The following is an 18,654-nucleotide window of genomic DNA, read 5'->3' as shown; positions in this document are numbered from 1 at the left end:
TGAACGGGCGGCGATAGGCTCTCCAGCATGTGAGGGCCGAGAGCAGCGAGGAAAGGGGTCGCCAGGGGAATGCAACCCTCAACGGGGGAGAATTCCGGAATTACGGAGCAATCTCCTCCGTTCTGGGTCGCAGTAGGTGTCTGATCCCTAAACAAGTGTCAGGTTGCTTCGGCGGACAGCAAAAGGAACAACGGCACACGCCTTCGGCGCTCCAGCTCGCCTTCGTCTCCGCCGGATCTGCCAGGTTCCGGTTCGCACTCGCGCAGGGCTGTCAAAGTAAAGCCTGCACCAGTAAGCGCGCCCACATACTGTTCGATAGTCCTATGGAACCAGGTCACGGTGTCGCCCATCCACAAGCGCTCCCGGGTTCCACCTACAAAGTAGTCATCGACCGTCCAACTTCCGCGCGACCCTTCCGGAGATGACTGCACGTCCGATGAGGTGATGACGGGGTGAAGGACTGAGAAACAAGTCCTCCCGCCGGGGCGCAGCGCGGCACGACAGGACCGCAGAACGGGGGTTAGATCCTCAAGGTACTGCAGTGCCATCCGCGAAACAACGGCCGGCCGACATGTTCTCAAGCCACAGTCCGATGGCACCGACGGCGTTGTCGGACTGTGGCATCGGCGATGGCGAAGGACAGCCCTTTTCCTTCGGCGGACCGGCCGCGCTGCCTGTGGATCCACTCCAGAGCCTGCTGTGCCGTGGGGAGTGCGGGAAGGCTGCCAATGAGAGGGATGTAAGGATCGTCCCCCAACTCGAAGGCGAGATGGACGTCGTCGTCGGTGAACTCGTGCAAGACGACTGAACCGCAGGTCGGTGGTTCGGTGGGCCAGGACGGTAAGTGCTCAGTCATACGGTGACTATCGTCGTGGTCATCGTCCTGTGCTGCTCACGGTCCACCCGATCATGCCGGACAGAGTGGGGTCTCCACCCGCAGCCCGTTTCCGGTGAGGTATCCCTTTGCGGAACGCCTGTCTGCCCTGGCGGGCAGGTTGGACTTCAGGGTTGTTGTTCTGGCTGATGTTTGTTCAGCCGAGTACGCGGACGTCGCTGTCCTGGATGAGGATCGCTTGTTGGTCGCCAAGTGGTCGGGTCGGAATCCCGTCCGCGACGAGCGCGTTCCTCCAAGCCCTGTTGGCTGTGTCGAAGTCGGGGTTGCCCGTGTGGGGAATGATTACGTGATCGTATAGGTCCAGCCCGTCCTCGGGGACATGGCCAGGAGCGACTGTGACGTCCTCGATCTTGCCGATGTGGCGAAGCGAAGGGCCAGCAAGGACAGCGCCGGCGCTCCACCCGGCGTACACAGTCCCTGCGGACACTCGTGCTCGGATTAGCTCGCGTGCACCGCTACGCTGAACGAGCCAACTCAGGTATGCGGCGTTCCCGCCGCCGACCCAGATGACGTCGACGTGCTCGAACAGTTTGGCCAGCTCCGTGGTGGCGCCTGTTTCGTACTTGCGGAGGTCGACGGGCAGAACATCATAGCCGAGGTCGGTGAGCCCCCGTCGGATCACCTCGACCCAACCGGGCGGCCCTTCGGTCACCACGTCTGCGGCGTTCTCGATGGCCGCCACCCGGGTTTCGTCGGGCCTGCGTCCGACCAGGCCCGCTAATGCCGCGGCGATGTCCGGTGTGAGGTCGAGTGAGTACAGCAGCGCCTTCATCGAGCTTCGTCTCCTGCATGAAGTGTTGGTTCGTCCAGGCTGCGTGCGTCCGCGCCGGCGGCGCCGGTGAGCCATTGCACGAGCTGGGCAAGAGTCTTGGCGTGGCCGTTGCGGTGCCCGTCGATCATGCCTTGGCCGGCGAGCGAGGTGACCTGATCGATGACAGTGATCCGGGTCCCCCCTCCGCTCTCCTCGAATACCCAGGTCAAGACGGCGATGGCCATCAGCTGACCTTTGCGTTGGATCGAGTCGCAGTAGACGAGGCGATGGGGTGGCTCGATGAGGTGATAGCGGTGAGCTCCGACGTTCAACAGGTTTTCGGTGGGCCACATCGGTAGCTGTCTTCACCACCTTCGGTGAAGTTGGCAGTGTCATAGACGATCTGCTCACCGTCGGGGACCGACCAGCGACACCGGTCCTCCACACTGGCATAGGCGACCCATGCCGCCTCGACTGGTGCCTCGACCTTGCGAGTGAAGCGGAGGGTGTCGTGGGCTAGATCCATGCGCTGCTCCTTTCGGCGTGAACGTCTGACGGTGCCTTGGTCGAGTCGTTCTCTCGTGACGTTGCCGCTCAGGCCCCGGCGAGATCCACCCTGTTGCCGTCGGGATCGGAAAGCGGCAGGATGCGCGCTGCGCCGCCGGGTTGCGGGCACCGATACTGCAGTCGCCGAGTTGTATGCACGTACCGACTATATCGGCGGCGGCACGGCCCGATAGCCGAACCCTGACCGGGCCGAAATTCCGCTCTCTGACACCGAGAGGCCAAAGTGGCCAAGCCATCGGATACGCCTACGTGGGCCCGGTGGAGCTGCAGTTTCCCATGAGCTGGCCTCGGCGGCAGCCTGCTTCGGGAATGGATGCGCTCCAGCGCCGGTGGCCAGAAGCCCCGAAGGCAAGTGGCTCGTGCCCCAGTCAGCCCCTTACCTTGTCCCACCCGCAGAAGTCAGGACCATCTACGTTGAAGCGACGCTCTCTTCGGGTTCCCGCGTTGCCCGCACATTTCCGATCGAAACGGAGCCCACCGGAAAGTATCCCTATGGCCGCGAGTGCGGAGGTCCATACGGGTTCACGCCCGTGCAGGTACCGCTCGGCTGAGCGAATCAATTGTCCACCGTAGGCCACTCGCGTTAGCACGCCGCCGGCCGAGGTACCCTTCCGGGCGCCGGGCACCTCACGAACACAGCGAAACATTTCCCGCATCCCCGCCCGTTAGGACCGTCCCGTAGGCCGGTCGATCACCGGGCCGCGGAAGCGCGCCGCTACGTTCCTGTCATTTTCCGAAGTCGTCTGCACGAAATGTCCAAAGTCGTCTGCACGGCCACTACATGTCCGTTTGGGGAACCGCAGGTGAGACGGGTTGGGTCCGGAAGTTTACAGAGTTATTTGTGAGTCTAGTAATTTGCCATACTTCTGTAGATTTCGATAGACCGGGCCTTGGTCAGAGAAGTCATAGCCATCGATGAGTCCGATCTCTTCATGGTGAACTGGCCAGACGATTGCGCAGCTAGTCGAAGCCAATGACCTGAGTGTTGCAGGGGCAATGCCGAAGTTGCAATGCCTCTAGAGGGCCCGATGACCACCAAAGAATGGCTTCGGAATCCCTGCCCGTAAGCCGATCCCTCAGCGTGAACGACTGACGCAGCCGCAGCTCGACCAGCGGCCGCGTCGGTTTGTAACGTCGTCCGGGCAGGCGGTTTGACTGCGAGGCCCCTGCCGCTTGTTTAGGGAATCAGTCGCTGGTCTCGGAGACTCTGGAAGATTCTTAAGAACATGGTTTCGCTGTCAACATATGTGTGGAAGCCGGCTCGCCTCGACTTTGATGTGTCGGCGATGACGTCGTAGTGCCACGCGAAGACGAAATCGCCAAACTGCCAGGAGGACACATCAGAGTAGGTGGTCTTCGCCAGAGCGTGCTTCTCAACCATTGCATCCCAGAGGTCAGACTTGTCTGCCATCACCTCGCTCAGGCTCATCGGCAAAGGTGGCGCTACATCGAGGTCGAAGAACGCTGCAATTTTCGGCCACATCGAGGACCAGCGGAACATGTCACCGTTTGTGATGTTGAAAGCTTGGTTCCTGCTGCCGGGGTTTGTTGCGGCCCAGACGGTAGCTTCCGCCAGCAGCCCTGAGTCCGTCATCTCGATCAGGCTTGTGTAGGCCCCGGGCTTGCCAGGGAACCGGAACGGGACGCCGAGCTCTTTGCTGATTGAGGCGTACACCGCAATCACCATGGCGAGGTTCATGGGGTTGCCGAGCCCAATGCCGGCCACAACCGAGGGGCGCAGTGCGGACCACGACCACGCGGCGTCAGCCTGCCGGCGCTCAAGGAACTGTTGCTGGTCGACGTTGAACTCCGGTGGCATGTGCGGCGGATCGTCCTCACGGGCCGGCGTCGAGAAGGGCCCCAGATGAGCGCCATAGACCTTGTAACCCTGCATCAAACTGATGTGCTCCAGGTTCGTCGCCACGGGTTCGATTGCGTTGACGACATTTGTGAGCATCGCCAAGTTCGGCGGCACCAGTTCCGCCCAGCTGGCGCGATCCTGATAAGCGGCATAGAAGACATGGGTGACCCCAGTCAGGCTTGCGAGTTTCAAAGCGGTGTCGTCTTTGTCCAGAAGGTCAACGGCGATATGTCGGACCGATCCCTGACTAGCCCCTCCCCGCCGAGAAAGTCCGATGATCGTCCAGCCTCCCACGCGGTCGAGGTGCTCGATCAAGTTCCCGCCGATCACACCCCGTGCTCCGACGACTAATGCAGTTCTCGTTGCCATGCTTCCTCCTTCATCGTAAAAACGTGATTTACCGATCTCATTTGTAGCACAGCATCGTGACATCGCGATATTACGATTTAGCGCTACAGTGGAGGCATGGGAGAACTCAGTGACGATCAACTGGTGAGCGCGTTCAAAGCGCTCGGCCACCCAACGCGCTTGGCAATTCTGGGCTGGCTCAAGGACGGCAACTCATTTCCGCCGCAGGATCAGCCGGCGGACGAGGTTGGAGTGTGCTTGAAACACATTCAGGCGCGTGCAAACGTGTCACAGTCCACCGCTTCACAGTTCATGGCGACGTTGCAACGCGCGGATCTTGTGATCTGTACTCGCATCGGCCAGTTCTCCCACTACCGACGTAACGAGCAAACCATCGCCAAGCTCGGCGAGGCCATCGGCGCCGACGTTTAGCCGCACCAGTGCCCCGTTCACGACGAGATCACCACGAGATCATTATGCGAACCCTGGGCGACATGTCGCTCTGACGAACGCCCGCAAGGCGAAGCGCTGCCGGAGCTGGATGCGGGGGGGTTCGTCACGCGAGGTAGTTGGCCAGAGCCTCGAGCAGGCCCCGTGTGCCTTTCTCGCGGCCCAGCCCATCGGTCCAGAACTGGTCGAAGAAGACGCCGTGCTCGACGTGCGTGAACCGGGTGCCCTCGTCTATGGGCTCGAACTCTAACGACGCCACCGACGTCGACATGTGGACCCCGTCGAGCCACATGTCGTACGTCGTGACGATGCGGACGTGCTCGACGATGTCGGAGTACGTGGCTTCGTACCGCGAGACCGGACCGTTGTGAAACGTCCCCGCGTCGATGTCGTGGCCGCCGACGCGGAAGTCGAATACCCACTCACCGGGCTCAATGGCGTCGCCGGCGCCCCACCAGCTCAGCTTCTTGTCCTCTTCGGCGAATGCGTTCCAGACGCGTTCGATAGGAGCGGGGTAGTCGCGGGTCAGGGTGAACCCGGCGTGGGCGAGGCGGCGTTCGATTGCCATGGGTGCGTCCTATCGAGAGAAGGTGACGTGGATGGCGCCGCTCTCGGCGACTTCTGTCGTCACCCTGTGGGTGAGATCGAGGCTGGGAAGATCGTCCCACAACCGGGTTCCGCGGCCGAGGTGGATGGGGGCGACCATGAGATGCAGGTCATCAACTAGGTCGACACGCAAGAAATCGCGCGCGATGCCAATCCCTCCGCCGACGCGCACGTCCAGGCCGCCTGCTGCTTCTGTCGCTTCGGCGAGCACCTCCTCGATGGGGGTGCTGCGGAAGTGGAACGTCGTTCCGCCCGCCATCGGGATCGACGGACGCGGTGCGGTGTGTGTGAGTACATAGACCGGGGTGCCGAACGGCGGCTGGTCACCCCACCAGCCCTTCCAGTTCGGATCGTCGGGGAACGAGTGCAGGCCGAACATTGCCGCGCCCATGACCTCGGCGCCGATGCCCTCGAAGAACGCGGCAGCGTAGGTGTCATCGATGCCGAACGTGCCGGTGCCGGTGGTGTCGCCAAAGACTTGCTCATGGAACGTGCGGGTCGCGGCGTAGGCAGCCGTGAGGCGGCCCCAGTCCTCGCCCATCGGATTTTCGGGCGATCGGCCGGTCGTCGAGGTGTAGCCATCCAGTGAGACGAACAGGTCCATGCGAACGCGGGTCATATCAGGTCTCCTTCGGAGGTGGTGCGGATCAGGTGGATGCCAAGCCGGTCGGCTTGGTGTTCTGCGGGGGTTCGCTGCTCGCCGAGCCACAAGTGCAGGACGTCCAGGGCGCCCGGTCGCAGGCTCACGATGCGGACGCGTCCGTGCTTCTCCGACGTGACGACTCCCGCGTGGTCGAGGACGCTCAAGTGCTGCATGAGCGACGGCAACGTCATCGAGAACGGTGCCGCGAGTTCGGACACGACCGCTGGAGCCTTCGCCAACCGTTCCACGACGGCACGGCGTGTCGGATCCGCGAGAGCGCGGAGCACGGCGTCGAGCTCGTCATGATACTTAGGCATATGCCTAAGTATCAGTGAAGGCAGGGATCCGTCAATCGGCCCACGCGAGTAATGTGTCTCGGGGTTGACGCGTGTCCTGAATTGATCCGTTAACGCATTTCTTGATTCCGTTCTCGGTCGCGAAACTGGCGTCGCTAATGAATTTCCCTGGATTAGCGCCTGAAACGGGCCTTCACAGACGCAGATTCAGTGCCGAGACCAAGATGCAACCAGAGAAGTGTGCTGTGTCACAGGGGAACCCTTACCGGGACAGGTGCTGCTTGACCTTGTTTTGCGGTGGCAGGCCAATATCCGCACTATCGGGACTGTTAACTCCGTTTGGCGGCGAGGCAGCGTGGCGGTCGGACCCCCATAGAACCAAGGAAATGGGACCCCCGAATGGCAGGCAGGGGGCACGTAGCCTGCGAGGGCGTCCTACGACACCTCGCAATCACCGCTCAATTGCCCGGCTGGAAGACGAGTTGCTCAAAACTGCCAGCGCCGCGGTCAGATCGGTGGAAGACCAAATGCGTGAGGGTCTCGACGCCTCCGAACAGGCGCAACTAAGGCGCTTGCTGGCCTCATGCATCGCGGCCCTGTCCGAAACTCGAATACCCGGGCAACATTAGCCATGCAGTGACTTCGAAGCTGGACCTCCGCGCCTACGAGTGACTGGCGGGCGGGTCAGCTTGCGGGGCGGGTCAGGATCTGGCCACCGCGCAGGACCGTGACCAGCCCGAAGTCAGCGTCCACCGCAACGATGTCGGCGCGCATGCCCGCCCGCAGGCTTCCGGTCTCGCCGTCCAGGCCCAAAATCCGGGCCGGGACGAGCGTAGCCGCCTTTACGGCGTCGGCGGGACTTACCCCGGCCCCAACGGTCCGGCGGACAACGTCCAGGAGGGTTGCCGTGCCGCCGGCGAGGGCGCCGTTACTCTGCAGGGCAGCTACGCCGCCGCGCACCACAACGGCGGAGGATCCGAGCTCGTAGTCGCCGTCGGGTAGCCCGGTTGCCGCCATGGAATCGGTCACGAGGGCTACGTTGCCGGCTCCGACCAGCTCGAAGACCATCCGGACCGTCTCGGGGTGGAGGTGGACGCCGTCGCCGATGAGTTCGACGGCGACGGTGCCGGCGGCTGCCAGGCGCAGACAGGCCGCAACCGGTCCGGGGCTCCGGTGATGCAGGGACGGCATGCCGTTGAAGAGGTGCGTCACCGTGGGCCGGGCGGCCGCACCGAAGGGGTCGGTGGTGCCGAGGCCCGTCTCGCCTGGGCCGGTGTTCGCCGCCAGGAGCTCAGCCGCCTCCGTCAGGGATGCGGCGGCGGTGCGGGCATCGGCATCGGTATGGCCCAGCGAGGGGGTAACGCCGTGCCCGGTGAGCATCCTGACCAGCTCGCCGGCCCCGGGCAGTTCCGGGGCGTAGGTCATGGTCTTGAGGGTACCGCCGGCCGCCGCCAGCATGTGGCCGAGCAGCCCCGGATCGGGGTCCCGGAGCCAGTGGGGATTCTGCGCTCCGCAGCGGGCGTGCGACAGGAAGGGGCCCTCGGCATGGACGCCGGCGATAAGCCCCTCGGACGCCAGGGCCCGCAGCACACCGAGTCCCCGCAGGAGCTCGTCGGCCGAGGCAGTGACAAGGCTGGCCAGCAGAGTTGTGGTTCCGCTGCGGTGCAGGAAGTCCACGGCGTCACGGCAGGCCGGGCCGTCCGAGCTGGGGAAGCTGCCGCCGGCCGCGCCATGGCAGTGGACGTCGATGAGCCCGGGCAGGATACGGCTGCCCGGCGGGAGGTTCAGTTCCACCGCGCCGCCACCAACCACGTTGCCAAAAGCAGCGGCGTCAAAGCCGTTCCGGGGCCCGGCGTAAGCGATCCGGCCGTTGGCCACGGCCACGACCGAGTCAGCGTAGCTGGCCCCGTCCGTCAGCATCTCCCCGCGCAGGATGTACCGCCCGGCGGGGGTCGAACCGAGGATTTCGGGGCTGTACATGGGTGCCTTTCAGGAGCGAAACGCGGCGGGCAGGCCGATGCCGGCGGCAGGCCGGCGGGGCCCGCCGTCGGGCATTACATCTTGGCGAGTTTGGCGCGGACTACCATGAAGACGCCGTAGCAGATCAGGCCGACCCCCACGGCAGCCAGCATATACATGCCGAACGGCTGCTCGCGCAGGCCCTTCAGGCCGCCGTCGAGCCCGGTTGATTCCTCGGGACGCACCTGCACGGTGGCGATGATGATCAGCAGTCCGGCCAGCAGCAGTGCGACGCCCTTCGCGGCATAGCCCACCACGCCCAGGACCGTCACCGCGGTCCGCCCGGCGTCCGCGGACGGGAGCCGGAGGTGTTTGGCGAAGGACTGCCGGAAGCCGCGGATGGCGTAGACGATTCCGGTGACGGCGACCGCTGCACCGATGGCGAGCAGGAGTGCGTAGCCGCCGGGGGCCTTCATCACGGAGACGGTGAGGTCGCTTGTGGAGGTGCTGTCGTCCTTGCCGACACCGCCGGCGAAGGACGCGAGCGTCACCGCGAGTCCGGCATACACCACAGCCTGCAGGGCGGCCTTGAGCTTCTTCGCCAGCTTCTTCTTGGCGGGGAGATGCTCGAAGTCGAAGATGGCGTCGCTGGTCTGCCACAGGGCCAGCGCCACGCACGCGGCGAAGGCACTCCACAGGAGCAGCGGCCCGGCCGGCTGGCTGGCCAACTGCCCGACCGCCCCGCTCACATCCGCCTTGCCCTCACCGCCCAGGGCGAGGCGGATCGAAACTACTCCCACCAGGAAATGCAGGGCGCCGCTCACGGCAAACCCGGCCCGGGCCACCAGCTCGAGTGCGCGCGAGTTCGTGATCTGTTCGGCGGCGTCGGCGGCGCCTTCTAATTCTCTTTTGATATTCGGTCCTTCGGCTGGCTCAGCTCCTGCGCCGGATGTGACCTCCGGCGCCTTCATCTCCCGCAATGGTGCCACGGGAACGTGCCCGGTGACAGCGTCGGCTGTGCGGCCGGCTGACACATGGCCCCGGGGCGTTCAGCGGCGCCGGTAGCTGAGATCGAAAACGAGGCGGCCGGCGTCGTGCGCCTTGTTCTCGAAGCTGGTCAGGACGCGGCCGTCGAACCTTGGCGCCCAGCCACCGGTCTCGTCGGTGCCTTCGTTGGGGCCGGTGTGCCCGGTGCTCACCGGTGCGCGGCCTTCCTTGACCGGGGCCCCGCCCACCAGGGATTCGACGCCGGATTCCCACACCCGGGTGAGGGGGCTTTCGGCGCCGCTGCGCTGGCCGTCGTGAAGGTTCTCGAAGTCGGGCGAGCCGGCCAGGACCTCGCGGACGTGGACGGCGTAATTGGACCAGTCCGTGGCGATGCGCCAGATGCCGCCCGGTTTGAGGGCGCGGGAGGCAAGCTCGGCGAAGTCCGGCTGGATGAGGCGGCGTTTGTGGTGGCGGGACTTGTGCCACGGGTCCGGGAAGAAGACCCACAGTTCCGCCACGGAACCGGCGGGCAGCATGGTGGCGAGCACCTCGGGGGCATTCGCCTCCACAACGCGGACGTTGCCCAGGCCACGGCCTTTGATTTTGATCAGGGTATTGGCGAGCCCCGGGGTGTAGACCTCCACCGCCAGGAAATCCGTGTCCGGGTTCTCCTCGGCCGCATGGCACACGGCGTCGCCGAGTCCCGAGCCGATCTCGACGATCAGCGGGGCCCTGCGGCCGAACTCGGCCTCGGCGTCGAAGACATAGTCCGGATGCACCGAGGTATTGGCGATGTGGCGGGGGACCTCCACGGCCCAGCGGTCCGAATGCTCCTCCCAGGCGGCCTGGCGCCGGCCCTGCAGGCGGGTTCCGCGGCGCACGAAGCTCACCGGCCGGCCGCCGTAGGTGCCGAAGGAGGCCTGGCTGCCGGGCGTCACGGGGCGCGACGGCGTCACCGGCTGGGGCGGCTGGAGGGGCTGGGGCATCTGTGGCGGCTGCGACGGCTGGGGACATTCTGGGGATTCGCTCATCCTTTCCAGAATAGTGGAGTTCCGACGGGCGGGGTGGTCTGCAGGATTGCCCGGCCGGCTGCAGTGGACAAGGCCGGCGGCACAGAGCCTGCCAGAAGCGGAGCCTGCCAGAAGCGGAGCCTGCCAGAATGGGGCGGTGACCGTACCGAACAGCGCCCCCGACTCCACTGCCAGCAGTCCCGCCGCCGGGGAACGCCGCAGCACGCTCGTCGACGCCGAGATCGACGATGTCCCCGCGGCCGCGCCCACCCGGGTCGGCAGCCGCCGGGCGCTGGCGTATCTGGGCGTTTGCCTGGTCCTGATCGGGCTGAACCTCCGCACCGTTTTCTCCAGCTTCTCCGCGGTACTCCCGGAAGTGACGGCCGACGCCGGGCTGCCGGGCTGGGCCGTCGTCGTGCTCACCACCGTGCCGGTGACGCTGCTCGGGGTTTTCGCCCCGCTGGCCCCTGTACTGGCCCGCCGCTTCGGCGCGGAACGCGTCCTGCTCGCCGCCATGGCGGTGTTGACCGCCGGTCTGCTGCTGCGGCCTGTGGACGCCGGTGGCGCCGGGCATCTTCCGGCGCTGCTGCTCGGAACGGCGGCCTGCGGCGCTGCGATCTCGCTCTGCAACGTGTTGCTCCCCGGCCTGGTGAAGCGCGACTTCCCGCACCGGCTGGGCCTGATGGGCGGGCTCTACACCACGGCGATATGCGCCTCCGCCGCCCTCGGCGCCGGCTTCACCTACCCGGTGTTCAGGGCGACGGGGGAGTGGACGGCGGCGCTGTGGATGTGGGTGCTGCCCGCCGGCGTCGTTCTTCTGCTGTTCCTGCCGCTGGCCATCCGGCAGCGTCATAGCCCGCACCAGACTGCGCACGACGGCGTGAATGTGTGGCGCTCAGCGGTCGCCTGGCAGGTGACCATCTTTATGGTGCTCCAGGCCATGATGTCCTTCAGCGTTTTCGCCTGGCTGGCCCCGATCCTGCGCGAACGCGGGGTGGACGGCGGCACGGCAGGGGTGATTGTCTCCGTATCGATCGTGCTGCAGATGCTCGGGTCCTTGTTCGCCCCGGCGCTCGCTACCAGATTCCGGGACCAGCGGGCCATCAACATCGTGGTGGCGCTGATGACCGGCGGCGGCTTCGCGCTGAGTATCTTCGGCCCGCTGGAGTTGATCTGGGTCTGGACCGGGGTGCTGGGCCTGGGCCAGGGCAGCCTGACCGCCGTCGCGCTCACCATGATCATGGTCCGTACCCGGGACGGCCACACGGCCGCGCACCTGTCCGGGATGATGCAGGGTGTGGGCTACGGGCTGGGCTCCACCGGGACCCTGCTGGTGGGCCAGCTGCACCAGTCCACGGGGTCCTTTGCCGCGGCGGGCGTGCTCTTCCTTGTGGTCGGCTCGCTGGCCGCAGTGTTCGGCTACCGCGCCGGGCGGGACCGCTTCATTGGCTGATGGTCAGCGGCCCAGGCCGTGATGCCGCGCCGATGCCCGGCGGGTGGTGCGCCGTGGTGCGACCGCCCGTGAAGTGGTGCGCCCGCCTGGCAGCTGTGGCATGCTTCCCCTTGAGCCAACACTCGCGTTCCGCCGAAAACTCGCCGGCAAATCCTCCGGGGGGACGGGCCTTGACCGCACGATGGGTTGAGGTTCTGCGGTTGCGTCCATGACTATCGATCAGGCCACGCCCTTGCCCAGTACCGCCCCCGCCCCGTCCCTGGAATCAACCGGCATCTTCCGCCGCGACTATCGGCTGGTGACCCTGGGTGCCTGCGCCCTGGTGTTCCTGGCCGCCTTCGAATCCCTGGCGGTGACCACCATCATGCCGCTGGTCAGCCGCGAGCTGGACGGGGCTGCCCTCTACGCCCTGGCGTTCGCCGGCCCGCTGGCCACCGGCGTCATCGGCATGGTGGCCGCCGGGAACTGGTCCGACCGGCGCGGCCCGGTGGGCCCGCTGTACGCGTCCGTGGCCATGTTCGTGGCGGGCCTGCTGATCGCCGGAACAGCAGAGAGTATGCCCGCCCTGGTGGCCGGCCGGCTGGTGCAGGGCCTGGGCGGCGGCGCCATGACGGTGGCCCTCTACGTGGTGATCGCCCGGGTCTATCCGCCGCCGCTTCACCCGAAGATCTTCGCCGCCTTCTCCGCGGCGTGGGTGTTCCCCTCACTGGTGGGTCCCTTCGCCGCAGGCCTCGTGGCGCAGCTCACCAGCTGGCACTGGGTGTTCCTTGGCGTGGTGGGGCTGGTGGTGCCGGCCCTGCTCATGATTATCCCGGCGCTGCGCGGACTGCGCGGCACCCCCGACGACGGCGGGCCCGAGGAGGCGCCCGGCCGCACCGCACCGCTGGACATGTCCCCTTCTGCCACGCGCAGTGCCGGGGGCTATGGCCGGCTGGCCTGGGCCTGCCTCGCGGCGCTCGCCGTGCTGGGCCTGAACCTTTCCGCCGGGCTCCCGGTAGCCGGCGGAATCGCGGCAGTAGCGGCCGTCGTCGTGGCCCTCGTCGCTGTCCGGCCTTTGGTGCCGCGCGGCACTCTGACCGCCGGCCGCGGCCTTCCCAGCGTCATCCTTACCCGCGGCCTGGCCTCCGCCGCGTTTTTCGGCGCGGAGGTCTACCTGCCGTACCTGCTGGTGGAGCGCTACGTTTTCTCACCCACCTTCGCCGGCCTGACCCTCACCGGAGGCGCCGTCGCCTGGGCTGCCGGCTCCGCGGTCCAGGGCCGGCTCGGGCCGCGGCTGGAGAACAGCCGCGCGGTCCGGATCGGCGCGGCCCTAGTGCTCGGCGCCGTCGTGCTGGTGCTGGTGACCACCGTCCTCCACTGGCCGGCCGCCGTCGCGATCGCCGCATGGGTATTCGCCGGCGCCGGCATGGGCCTGATGTACGCACGCCTGAGCGTGATGACGCTGGCGTTGTCCAGCAAGGAAAACGCGGGCTTCAACAGCTCGGCGATGTCCATTTCCGACTCCCTCGGCGGGGCGCTGTCCCTCGCCACCACGGGGATCATTTTTACCGCCTTCACGACGACGTCCACGGACAGCACGACGGCGGCGTCCTTCGCCGGCGTCTTCGCGCTGACCGCGGTGATCGGCCTCGCCGCCGTCGTCGTCGCCCCGCGGGTCGCCGCGAGGAAGACGTCCGTTCGGCGCAAATGACTGGCAGCAGGGGCCGTTCTGAGCGCCCAAAACGGTCTCTGCTGCCAGTCAGTTGGGGAAGCGGTGGGCCGGGCGGGCGGCTCGACCAGCGGACGCTTTTCTCAGTGCGCTTCCATCCGGGTGGCGCGCAGCACGGCGTCGGTTACGTCAGCCGCCTCGCCGTCGGGACCGATGATGCTGCGGTGCCGGGTGTCCGCGACGTCGAGGCCCCACTCGGGCGCCTCGATCCCCAGCTCCCGGGCCAACTCCTCTGCCGTATAGAACCGCTCCGGCGCGTGATGCTGCCCCCACGGTGGCAGCCCGTCGGGATGGTGGCCGACGACGAGCAGGGTGCCGCCCGTCCGCACCGCCGCGGCGGCCAGCTGCAGCGCCTGCTGCCAGGGCATCACGGTGGAATGCAGGAACTGGGCCGTGACCAGGTCGAAGAGCTGGGCGGGCACCCAGGTGGCGAGATCCTGCTGTACCCACTCGATGTTTGCGCCCTGCCCGTTCTCCTGCGCATGGGCCGTGGCGCGTTCAAGGGCGACGGCGGAAACGTCCAGCGCCGTGACCATCCAGCCCCGGCCGGCGAGCCAGATGGCGTCGGCACCCTCGCCGCAGCCCAGGTCCAGGGCCGTGCCGGGAGGCAGGTACGCTGCCTCGGCGATCAGCTGCGGATTGGGCTGCCCGCTCCACATCCTGGGGCGGCCGCGGTACGTCTCGTCCCATTGCTGGGCCGCGGTGGCGTTGCTCTCGCCGTCGGGGTGCTGGTGCTCGGTCATCGTGCTCCTCGGGGTCGTTCACCTCATCATTGCAGGCGCGGGGCGGCCGGGATACAGCGACTGGACCGGGGCCTGGCACTACGGGAGGCTGTTTCCCGCGCCGGATCTGCGCGATGCGGGCCGGACCGGCACCGGATGATAGGCTAGGGGAACTTGATGTGCAGTGATGCCCACTTTGGTCTTGAATGACCGGCCCGGTCCATCAACCGGTTCCCCTGCTGGATTTCTTCTGGAATCCGATTGCAGGGAGTGGGTTTTTTCATGTGAGAGGCACATCCTGCGTCGATGAACGCGTTCTATTTGGTCCCAGCGGCCACTTCCGCAAGGTGAGTGGCAGCCCGGTCGATCACCTGACTTTTCTTCGGCGAACCCCTGGGCCAACCGGCACCGGGGGCCGATATCCGCATGGATACCGCCTGAAAGACTTTATAAAACACATGACTACTTTCGCTGCCCTCGGCACGCCCAAGGCCCTCGCCGACACCCTGACCGCGCAGGGGATCCTGGAACCGTTCCCCATCCAGGTCAAGACCCTCCCGGACACCCTGGCCGGACGCGACGTTCTGGGCCGCGGCCGCACCGGTTCGGGCAAGACCATCGCTTTCGCCATCCCGCTTGTAGCACGACTCGCTGAGCGGGAGGCCAAGCATTTCCGCAAGCCGGGCCGCCCCATGGGCCTGGTCCTGGCCCCCACCCGTGAGCTGGCCACCCAGATCAACGCCACGATCGAGCCGATGGCCAAGGCCATGGGCCTGACCACCACCGTGATCTACGGTGGCATCTCCCAGGCCCGCCAGGAAAAGGCCCTGCGCGCCGGCGTCGACATCGTCATCGCCTGCCCGGGCCGCCTGGAGGACCTGATCCGCCAACGCATCCTGACCCTCGAGGCCGTTGAGATCACCGTCCTGGACGAGGCCGACCACATGGCCGACCTCGGTTTCCTTCCGGTGGTCAAGAAGCTCATGGACATGACGCCCAGCAAGGGCCAGCGACTCCTCTTCTCCGCCACCCTGGACAACGGTGTGGACAAAATCGTCCAGCGTTACCTGTCCAACCCGCTGACCCACTCCGTGGACGATCCGCAGGCCGCGGTGACCACCATGGAGCACCACGTGCTGGTGGTCAACGACCAGACCGTCAAGAAGCAGCTGATCGTCGAGCTCGCCTCGGGTGCCGGCCGCCGGATGCTCTTTATGCGCACCAAGCACCACGCCCGCAAGCTCGCCAAGACCTTGACCGACGCCGGCATCCCCGCCGTCGATCTGCATGGCAACCTCTCGCAGAACGCCCGTGACCGCAACCTGGCCGAGTTCTCCTCCGGTGAGGTCCGCGTCCTGGTGGCCACCGACGTTGCCGCCCGCGGCGTGCACGTCGACGACGTCGAACTGGTCATCCACGTGGATCCGCCCACGGAGCACAAGGCGTACCTGCACCGCTCCGGCCGTACGGCCCGAGCAGGCTCCGACGGCACCGTGGTCACGCTGACACTGCCGGAGCAGCAGTCCGACGTCAAGAAGCTCATGAAGGCGGCCGGCGTCGAGGTCAACTTCGAGCGCGTTACCGCTAACTCCCCGCTGGTGGCGCAGCTGGTCGGCGAGATGGCGGACAAGATCGATCCGCGGACCCGCGCCGCGCTGCTGGCCGCCAAGTCCAACCAGGGCGGCGGCAGCTCCACCGGGGCGAACGCCGAGCGCAAGCGCGCCCGCCGCACCACCCAGGCTGCACCCACCGCGGGTGGCCGGGGCGGACGTGGTGGACGCGGACGCGTCGGAGCCGAGGCTCCCCGCACCGATCTGCCCCGCGCCGAGCGCCGTGCCGTGGCTTACGAAGGCCAGGCCGCCGCACGCAACGCGGCTGAGCGTGTCATCGAGAAGAACGAAGACCGGCAGGATGCCGAGCGCGCCGAACGCCGCAGCACCCGCGGCCGCTCAACGTCCTATGGCACCCACCGCAACGACGTACCGGCTGCAGGCGGCCGCGCCTCGGCCGGCCGCGGTTCGGACGGACGCGCCACAGAAGGACGCAGCGACGCCCGGGGTGCTTCTGCTCCCCGCAGCGGCGCACCCCGCACCGGTGGTGCACCCCGCACGGGGGGCGCGCCCCGCACGGGTGGCGCCACCGGCGGTGCGCGCGGCGGTCGTCCGGCGACGGGCCAGCGTGCAGCTGCCGGCGCCGGTTCCGCCGGAAGCAACGCCGGTGGCAACTCCGCTGTCTGGTCCTCCAACACCGGTGGTACCTCGGGCGGTTCCTACGCTGGCGGCGGCAACGGCCGCTCCGGCGACGGACGTCCGGCACGCAGCGGCGGCCCCCGCCGCGCCTCCGCTCCGGCGTCGAACGAACGCCGCAGCCGATAGAGTCGCTGTTTTCCGCTACCCAAAATAACCGGCGCTACGCGAAATGCCGGTCGCTACGGGAATTCCCGCAGCGACCGGCATAAAGCGCAGCGCGGAGCACGAAGCGCAGCGCAAGCTGCGAAGCCCAGCGCGGATCGTGCTGCGGGCCCACCAGCTGGGCGGGAACCAACTGCGGGCCTAACCAACTGGGCGGCACCCACCTGCGGGCCCACCTGCTGCGGGCTCAACCAACTGGGCGGCGCCCTACTGCGGGCCTAACCAACTGGGCGGCACCCACCTGCGGGCCCACCTGCTGCGGGCTCAACCAACTGGGCGGGAACCAACTCCGGGCCTACCAGCCCCGGGCACGCCACTCAGCCAGGTGCGGGCGTTCCGCTCCCAGGGTGGTCGGCTTGCCGTGGCCCGGATGCACCACGGTGTCATCTGGATACATGGCGAACAACCGCTCGCTCACATCGGCGATCAACTGAGCGAACCGCTCCGGATCCTCGTTGGTGTTGCCCACCCCACCCGGGAAGAGCGAGTCGCCCGAGAATATGTGGGCCGGGCCTGCCGGGTCCTGGTACACCAGTGCGATCGAACCCGGGGTATGCCCGCGCAGGTGCACTGCCGTCACATCGAAGCCTTCGAAGTTGCGGACGTCCCCGTGATCTAGCAGTACATCCACTGGTACCGGCAGCCCCGGGGCGTCATCCGTTCCGGCGGCCGTCTTAGCCCCGGTGGCTTCCACCAGGTCCGGCAGTGCACGGACATGGTCCCAGTGCTGGTGGGTGGTGGCAATCAGCGCCAGCTTCGGCGTCGCTGGAGTAGCCGCGGCGGCGTCCACAAGCAGCCCCTGGATGGCGGCCGGGTCATCGGCCGCATCGATCAGGAGCTGCGCCCCGGATGTTTTGTGGGTGAGCAGATACACGTTGTTGTCCATCTCGCTGACTGAAATCCGGCGGATGGTGATGTCACGTAACGAGTGAATTAGCGAGTCCATGGGCTTCAGTCTACGGAGGCGCTATTCACGGCCCTCGGACACCCAGTTGGGGTCCGCGGACCGGGAGCCGACGACGGCGTCCGCAGCGGCGTCGAGCTTCGTCAGTTGCGCTGCGGTGAAGTCGAGCGTCAAAGCCAGGGCCCCCCAGTTTTCGTCGATCCGGTGCGCCTTGCGGGTGCCGGGGATGGGGACCACCGGAAGTCCCAGCTTCCGGCCCTGCGCCAGGAGCCAGGCGAGGGCAACCTGGGCAGGGGTTGCATCCTGCCCGGCCGCGGTGAGCTCGGCGGCGACTGCCTGCACGGTGGCCACCACAACCTGGTTGGCGTCGGCGGCGTCTGCGGCGAAGCGCGGGATGTTGCGGCGGAAGTCGTTGTCGCCCAGTTTGGCCGCGTCCACGGTGCCGGTGAGGAATCCCCGGCCCAGCGGCGAATAGGGCACAAAGCCCACCCCGAGCTGGGCCGCGGCGGGAACAACGTTGCGTTCCACATCGCGGCTCCAGATGGACCATTCACTCTGGACCGCGGCGATCGGGTGGATGCTGTTGGCTTCCCGCAGCTCCTCGGCCGTCACCTCCGACAGGCCAAGATGCCGCACCTTGCCGGCCTGCACCAGCCCCGCCATGGCCTCCACGGTTTCCACTATCGGAACGCGGAGGTCACGGCGGTGCAGGTAGTACAGGTCGATGGTGTCGGTGCCCAGCCGTTGCAGGCTGCGGTCCACGGCCTGCCGCACGTAGGCGGCGTCGCCCCGGATGTCCGTGTAACCGGTTCCCGGTGTGCCCACGAGGCCAAATTTAGTGGCGAGCTGGACGTCGCCCCGGCGTTCCTTGAGCAGCTTGGCGATCAGTTCCTCGTTGCTGCCCCCGCCGTAGATGTCGGCCGTGTCGATGAAGCTGACGCCGGAATCCACCGCGTGGTGCAGGGTTTTGAGCGCCTCGGCCGGATCCACGTCCCCGTAGACCGGGGTCAGGGCCATACCGCCGAACCCCAGGGGGCTGACCGAGAGGCCGTCGCCGAGCTGGACTGATGCTGCATTCATCGT

Annotated in this window: 18 protein-coding genes; 4 read left to right on the top strand and 14 right to left on the bottom strand. The window is 66.9% G+C overall.

Translation table 11 applies throughout. The annotated features are described in order from the left end of the window. Window positions 1-577: 577 nt before the first annotated feature. The 5 genes from RCH07_RS04960 to RCH07_RS04940 all read right to left on the bottom strand — a co-directional run bounded on the left by RCH07_RS04960 (window position 578) and on the right by RCH07_RS04940 (window position 4,443). Complete coding sequence (locus RCH07_RS04960) at window positions 578-856, bottom strand: hypothetical protein (protein ID WP_326966362.1); 279 nt, start codon at window positions 854-856, stop codon at window positions 578-580. A 175-nt stretch (window positions 857-1,031) separates the two neighbouring features. After that, entirely contained in the window at window positions 1,032-1,667 is a 636-nt protein-coding gene (locus RCH07_RS04955; RefSeq protein WP_326966361.1) for a Type 1 glutamine amidotransferase-like domain-containing protein, read from the bottom strand. After that, on the bottom strand, window positions 1,664-1,978 hold the full coding sequence (locus tag RCH07_RS04950) for an SRPBCC domain-containing protein (RefSeq protein ID WP_326966360.1): 315 nt from the start codon (window positions 1,976-1,978) through the stop codon (window positions 1,664-1,666). Before RCH07_RS04950 ends, RCH07_RS04955 begins: the two co-directional genes overlap by 4 nt. Further along, complete coding sequence (locus RCH07_RS04945) at window positions 1,975-2,172, bottom strand: SRPBCC family protein (protein ID WP_326966359.1); 198 nt, start codon at window positions 2,170-2,172, stop codon at window positions 1,975-1,977. Before RCH07_RS04945 ends, RCH07_RS04950 begins: the two co-directional genes overlap by 4 nt. A 1,218-nt stretch (window positions 2,173-3,390) precedes the next feature. Continuing rightward, window positions 3,391-4,443, bottom strand: coding sequence for an SDR family oxidoreductase (locus RCH07_RS04940; RefSeq protein WP_326966358.1), 1,053 nt, complete (start codon window positions 4,441-4,443; stop codon window positions 3,391-3,393). Between the two features lie 96 nt (window positions 4,444-4,539). Here RCH07_RS04940 and RCH07_RS04935 point away from each other — a divergent pair, with 96 nt between their 5' ends. Then, on the top strand, window positions 4,540-4,854 hold the full coding sequence (locus RCH07_RS04935) for an ArsR/SmtB family transcription factor (RefSeq protein ID WP_326966357.1): 315 nt from the start codon (window positions 4,540-4,542) through the stop codon (window positions 4,852-4,854). A gap of 124 nt (window positions 4,855-4,978) precedes the next feature. Here the strand turns inward: RCH07_RS04935 and RCH07_RS04930 are convergent, their stop codons facing one another. From RCH07_RS04930 to trmB, 6 genes are all read right to left on the bottom strand, one after another. After that, window positions 4,979-5,440 carry an SRPBCC domain-containing protein gene (locus RCH07_RS04930; protein WP_326966356.1) on the bottom strand — a complete coding sequence of 154 codons (462 nt, stop codon included), beginning with the start codon at window positions 5,438-5,440 and terminating at the stop codon, window positions 4,979-4,981. 9 nt (window positions 5,441-5,449) lie between these two features. Further along, on the bottom strand, window positions 5,450-6,097 hold the full coding sequence (locus tag RCH07_RS04925) for a dihydrofolate reductase family protein (protein ID WP_326966355.1): 648 nt from the start codon (window positions 6,095-6,097) through the stop codon (window positions 5,450-5,452). Continuing rightward, window positions 6,094-6,438 (bottom strand): ArsR/SmtB family transcription factor, encoded by a 345-nt coding sequence (locus RCH07_RS04920; protein WP_326966354.1) that lies wholly within the window; start codon window positions 6,436-6,438, stop codon window positions 6,094-6,096. The genes RCH07_RS04925 and RCH07_RS04920 overlap by 4 nt, the downstream gene beginning before the upstream one ends. A gap of 663 nt (window positions 6,439-7,101) precedes the next feature. Next, window positions 7,102-8,397: an N-acetylglucosamine-6-phosphate deacetylase gene (locus RCH07_RS04915; RefSeq protein WP_326966353.1), complete on the bottom strand. Its 1,296-nt coding sequence runs from the start codon at window positions 8,395-8,397 to the stop codon at window positions 7,102-7,104. 74 nt (window positions 8,398-8,471) lie between these two features. After that, entirely contained in the window at window positions 8,472-9,347 is an 876-nt protein-coding gene (locus RCH07_RS04910) for a DUF1206 domain-containing protein (protein ID WP_326966352.1), read from the bottom strand. 78 nt (window positions 9,348-9,425) lie between these two features. After that, complete coding sequence (gene trmB / locus RCH07_RS04905) at window positions 9,426-10,394, bottom strand: tRNA (guanosine(46)-N7)-methyltransferase TrmB (RefSeq protein WP_442784772.1); 969 nt, start codon at window positions 10,392-10,394, stop codon at window positions 9,426-9,428. A gap of 220 nt (window positions 10,395-10,614) precedes the next feature. On the opposite strand from trmB, the gene RCH07_RS04900 reads away from it, so the two are divergent. Then, a complete protein-coding gene (locus tag RCH07_RS04900) occupies window positions 10,615-11,826 on the top strand; it encodes an MFS transporter (protein ID WP_326966388.1) in 1,212 nt (403 codons plus the stop codon). Window positions 11,827-12,034: 208 nt separating this feature from the next. Then, window positions 12,035-13,516: an MFS transporter gene (locus RCH07_RS04895; protein ID WP_326966350.1), complete on the top strand. Its 1,482-nt coding sequence runs from the start codon at window positions 12,035-12,037 to the stop codon at window positions 13,514-13,516. 101 nt (window positions 13,517-13,617) lie between these two features. Here the strand turns inward: RCH07_RS04895 and RCH07_RS04890 are convergent, their stop codons facing one another. Continuing rightward, window positions 13,618-14,277 (bottom strand): class I SAM-dependent methyltransferase, encoded by a 660-nt coding sequence (locus RCH07_RS04890; protein ID WP_326966349.1) that lies wholly within the window; start codon window positions 14,275-14,277, stop codon window positions 13,618-13,620. Window positions 14,278-14,714: 437 nt separating this feature from the next. On the opposite strand from RCH07_RS04890, the gene RCH07_RS04885 reads away from it, so the two are divergent. Further along, window positions 14,715-16,631 carry a DEAD/DEAH box helicase gene (locus RCH07_RS04885; protein ID WP_326966348.1) on the top strand — a complete coding sequence of 639 codons (1,917 nt, stop codon included), beginning with the start codon at window positions 14,715-14,717 and terminating at the stop codon, window positions 16,629-16,631. A gap of 331 nt (window positions 16,632-16,962) precedes the next feature. Here the strand turns inward: RCH07_RS04885 and RCH07_RS04880 are convergent, their stop codons facing one another. Both RCH07_RS04880 and RCH07_RS04875 read right to left on the bottom strand, forming a co-directional pair. Next, window positions 16,963-17,613: an MBL fold metallo-hydrolase gene (locus tag RCH07_RS04880; protein WP_326966347.1), complete on the bottom strand. Its 651-nt coding sequence runs from the start codon at window positions 17,611-17,613 to the stop codon at window positions 16,963-16,965. A gap of 21 nt (window positions 17,614-17,634) precedes the next feature. Then, complete coding sequence (locus RCH07_RS04875) at window positions 17,635-18,651, bottom strand: aldo/keto reductase (protein WP_326966346.1); 1,017 nt, start codon at window positions 18,649-18,651, stop codon at window positions 17,635-17,637. Between the last annotated feature and the right edge of the window lie 3 nt (window positions 18,652-18,654).

The organism is Arthrobacter sp. CG_A4 (genome assembly GCF_035985125.1).
Taxonomy (GTDB): domain Bacteria; phylum Actinomycetota; class Actinomycetes; order Actinomycetales; family Micrococcaceae; genus Arthrobacter.
The sequence above is the reverse complement of the archived record's forward strand: the minus strand, read 5'-3'. Positions and strand labels throughout refer to the sequence as shown.

Bases quoted from the DNA above. Each gene is read 5' to 3' on its own strand.
- RCH07_RS04875 (WP_326966346.1), bottom strand. From the start codon at position 18,651: ATGAATGCAGCATCAGTCCAGCTCGGCGACGGCCTCTCGGTCAGCCCC.
- trmB (WP_442784772.1), bottom strand. From the start codon at position 10,394: ATGAGCGAATCCCCAGAATGTCCCCAGCCGTCGCAGCCGCCACAGATG.
- RCH07_RS04930 (WP_326966356.1), bottom strand. From the start codon at position 5,440: ATGGCAATCGAACGCCGCCTCGCCCACGCCGGGTTCACCCTGACCCGC.
- RCH07_RS04940 (WP_326966358.1), bottom strand. From the start codon at position 4,443: ATGGCAACGAGAACTGCATTAGTCGTCGGAGCACGGGGTGTGATCGGC.
- RCH07_RS04920 (WP_326966354.1), bottom strand. From the start codon at position 6,438: ATGCCTAAGTATCATGACGAGCTCGACGCCGTGCTCCGCGCTCTCGCG.
- RCH07_RS04915 (WP_326966353.1), bottom strand. From the start codon at position 8,397: ATGTACAGCCCCGAAATCCTCGGTTCGACCCCCGCCGGGCGGTACATC.
- RCH07_RS04880 (WP_326966347.1), bottom strand. From the start codon at position 17,613: ATGGACTCGCTAATTCACTCGTTACGTGACATCACCATCCGCCGGATT.
- RCH07_RS04955 (WP_326966361.1), bottom strand. From the start codon at position 1,667: ATGAAGGCGCTGCTGTACTCACTCGACCTCACACCGGACATCGCCGCG.
- RCH07_RS04935 (WP_326966357.1), top strand. From the start codon at position 4,540: ATGGGAGAACTCAGTGACGATCAACTGGTGAGCGCGTTCAAAGCGCTC.
- RCH07_RS04895 (WP_326966350.1), top strand. From the start codon at position 12,035: ATGACTATCGATCAGGCCACGCCCTTGCCCAGTACCGCCCCCGCCCCG.
- RCH07_RS04925 (WP_326966355.1), bottom strand. From the start codon at position 6,097: ATGACCCGCGTTCGCATGGACCTGTTCGTCTCACTGGATGGCTACACC.
- RCH07_RS04890 (WP_326966349.1), bottom strand. From the start codon at position 14,277: ATGACCGAGCACCAGCACCCCGACGGCGAGAGCAACGCCACCGCGGCC.
- RCH07_RS04960 (WP_326966362.1), bottom strand. From the start codon at position 856: ATGACTGAGCACTTACCGTCCTGGCCCACCGAACCACCGACCTGCGGT.
- RCH07_RS04945 (WP_326966359.1), bottom strand. From the start codon at position 2,172: ATGGATCTAGCCCACGACACCCTCCGCTTCACTCGCAAGGTCGAGGCA.
- RCH07_RS04885 (WP_326966348.1), top strand. From the start codon at position 14,715: ATGACTACTTTCGCTGCCCTCGGCACGCCCAAGGCCCTCGCCGACACC.
- RCH07_RS04910 (WP_326966352.1), bottom strand. From the start codon at position 9,347: ATGAAGGCGCCGGAGGTCACATCCGGCGCAGGAGCTGAGCCAGCCGAA.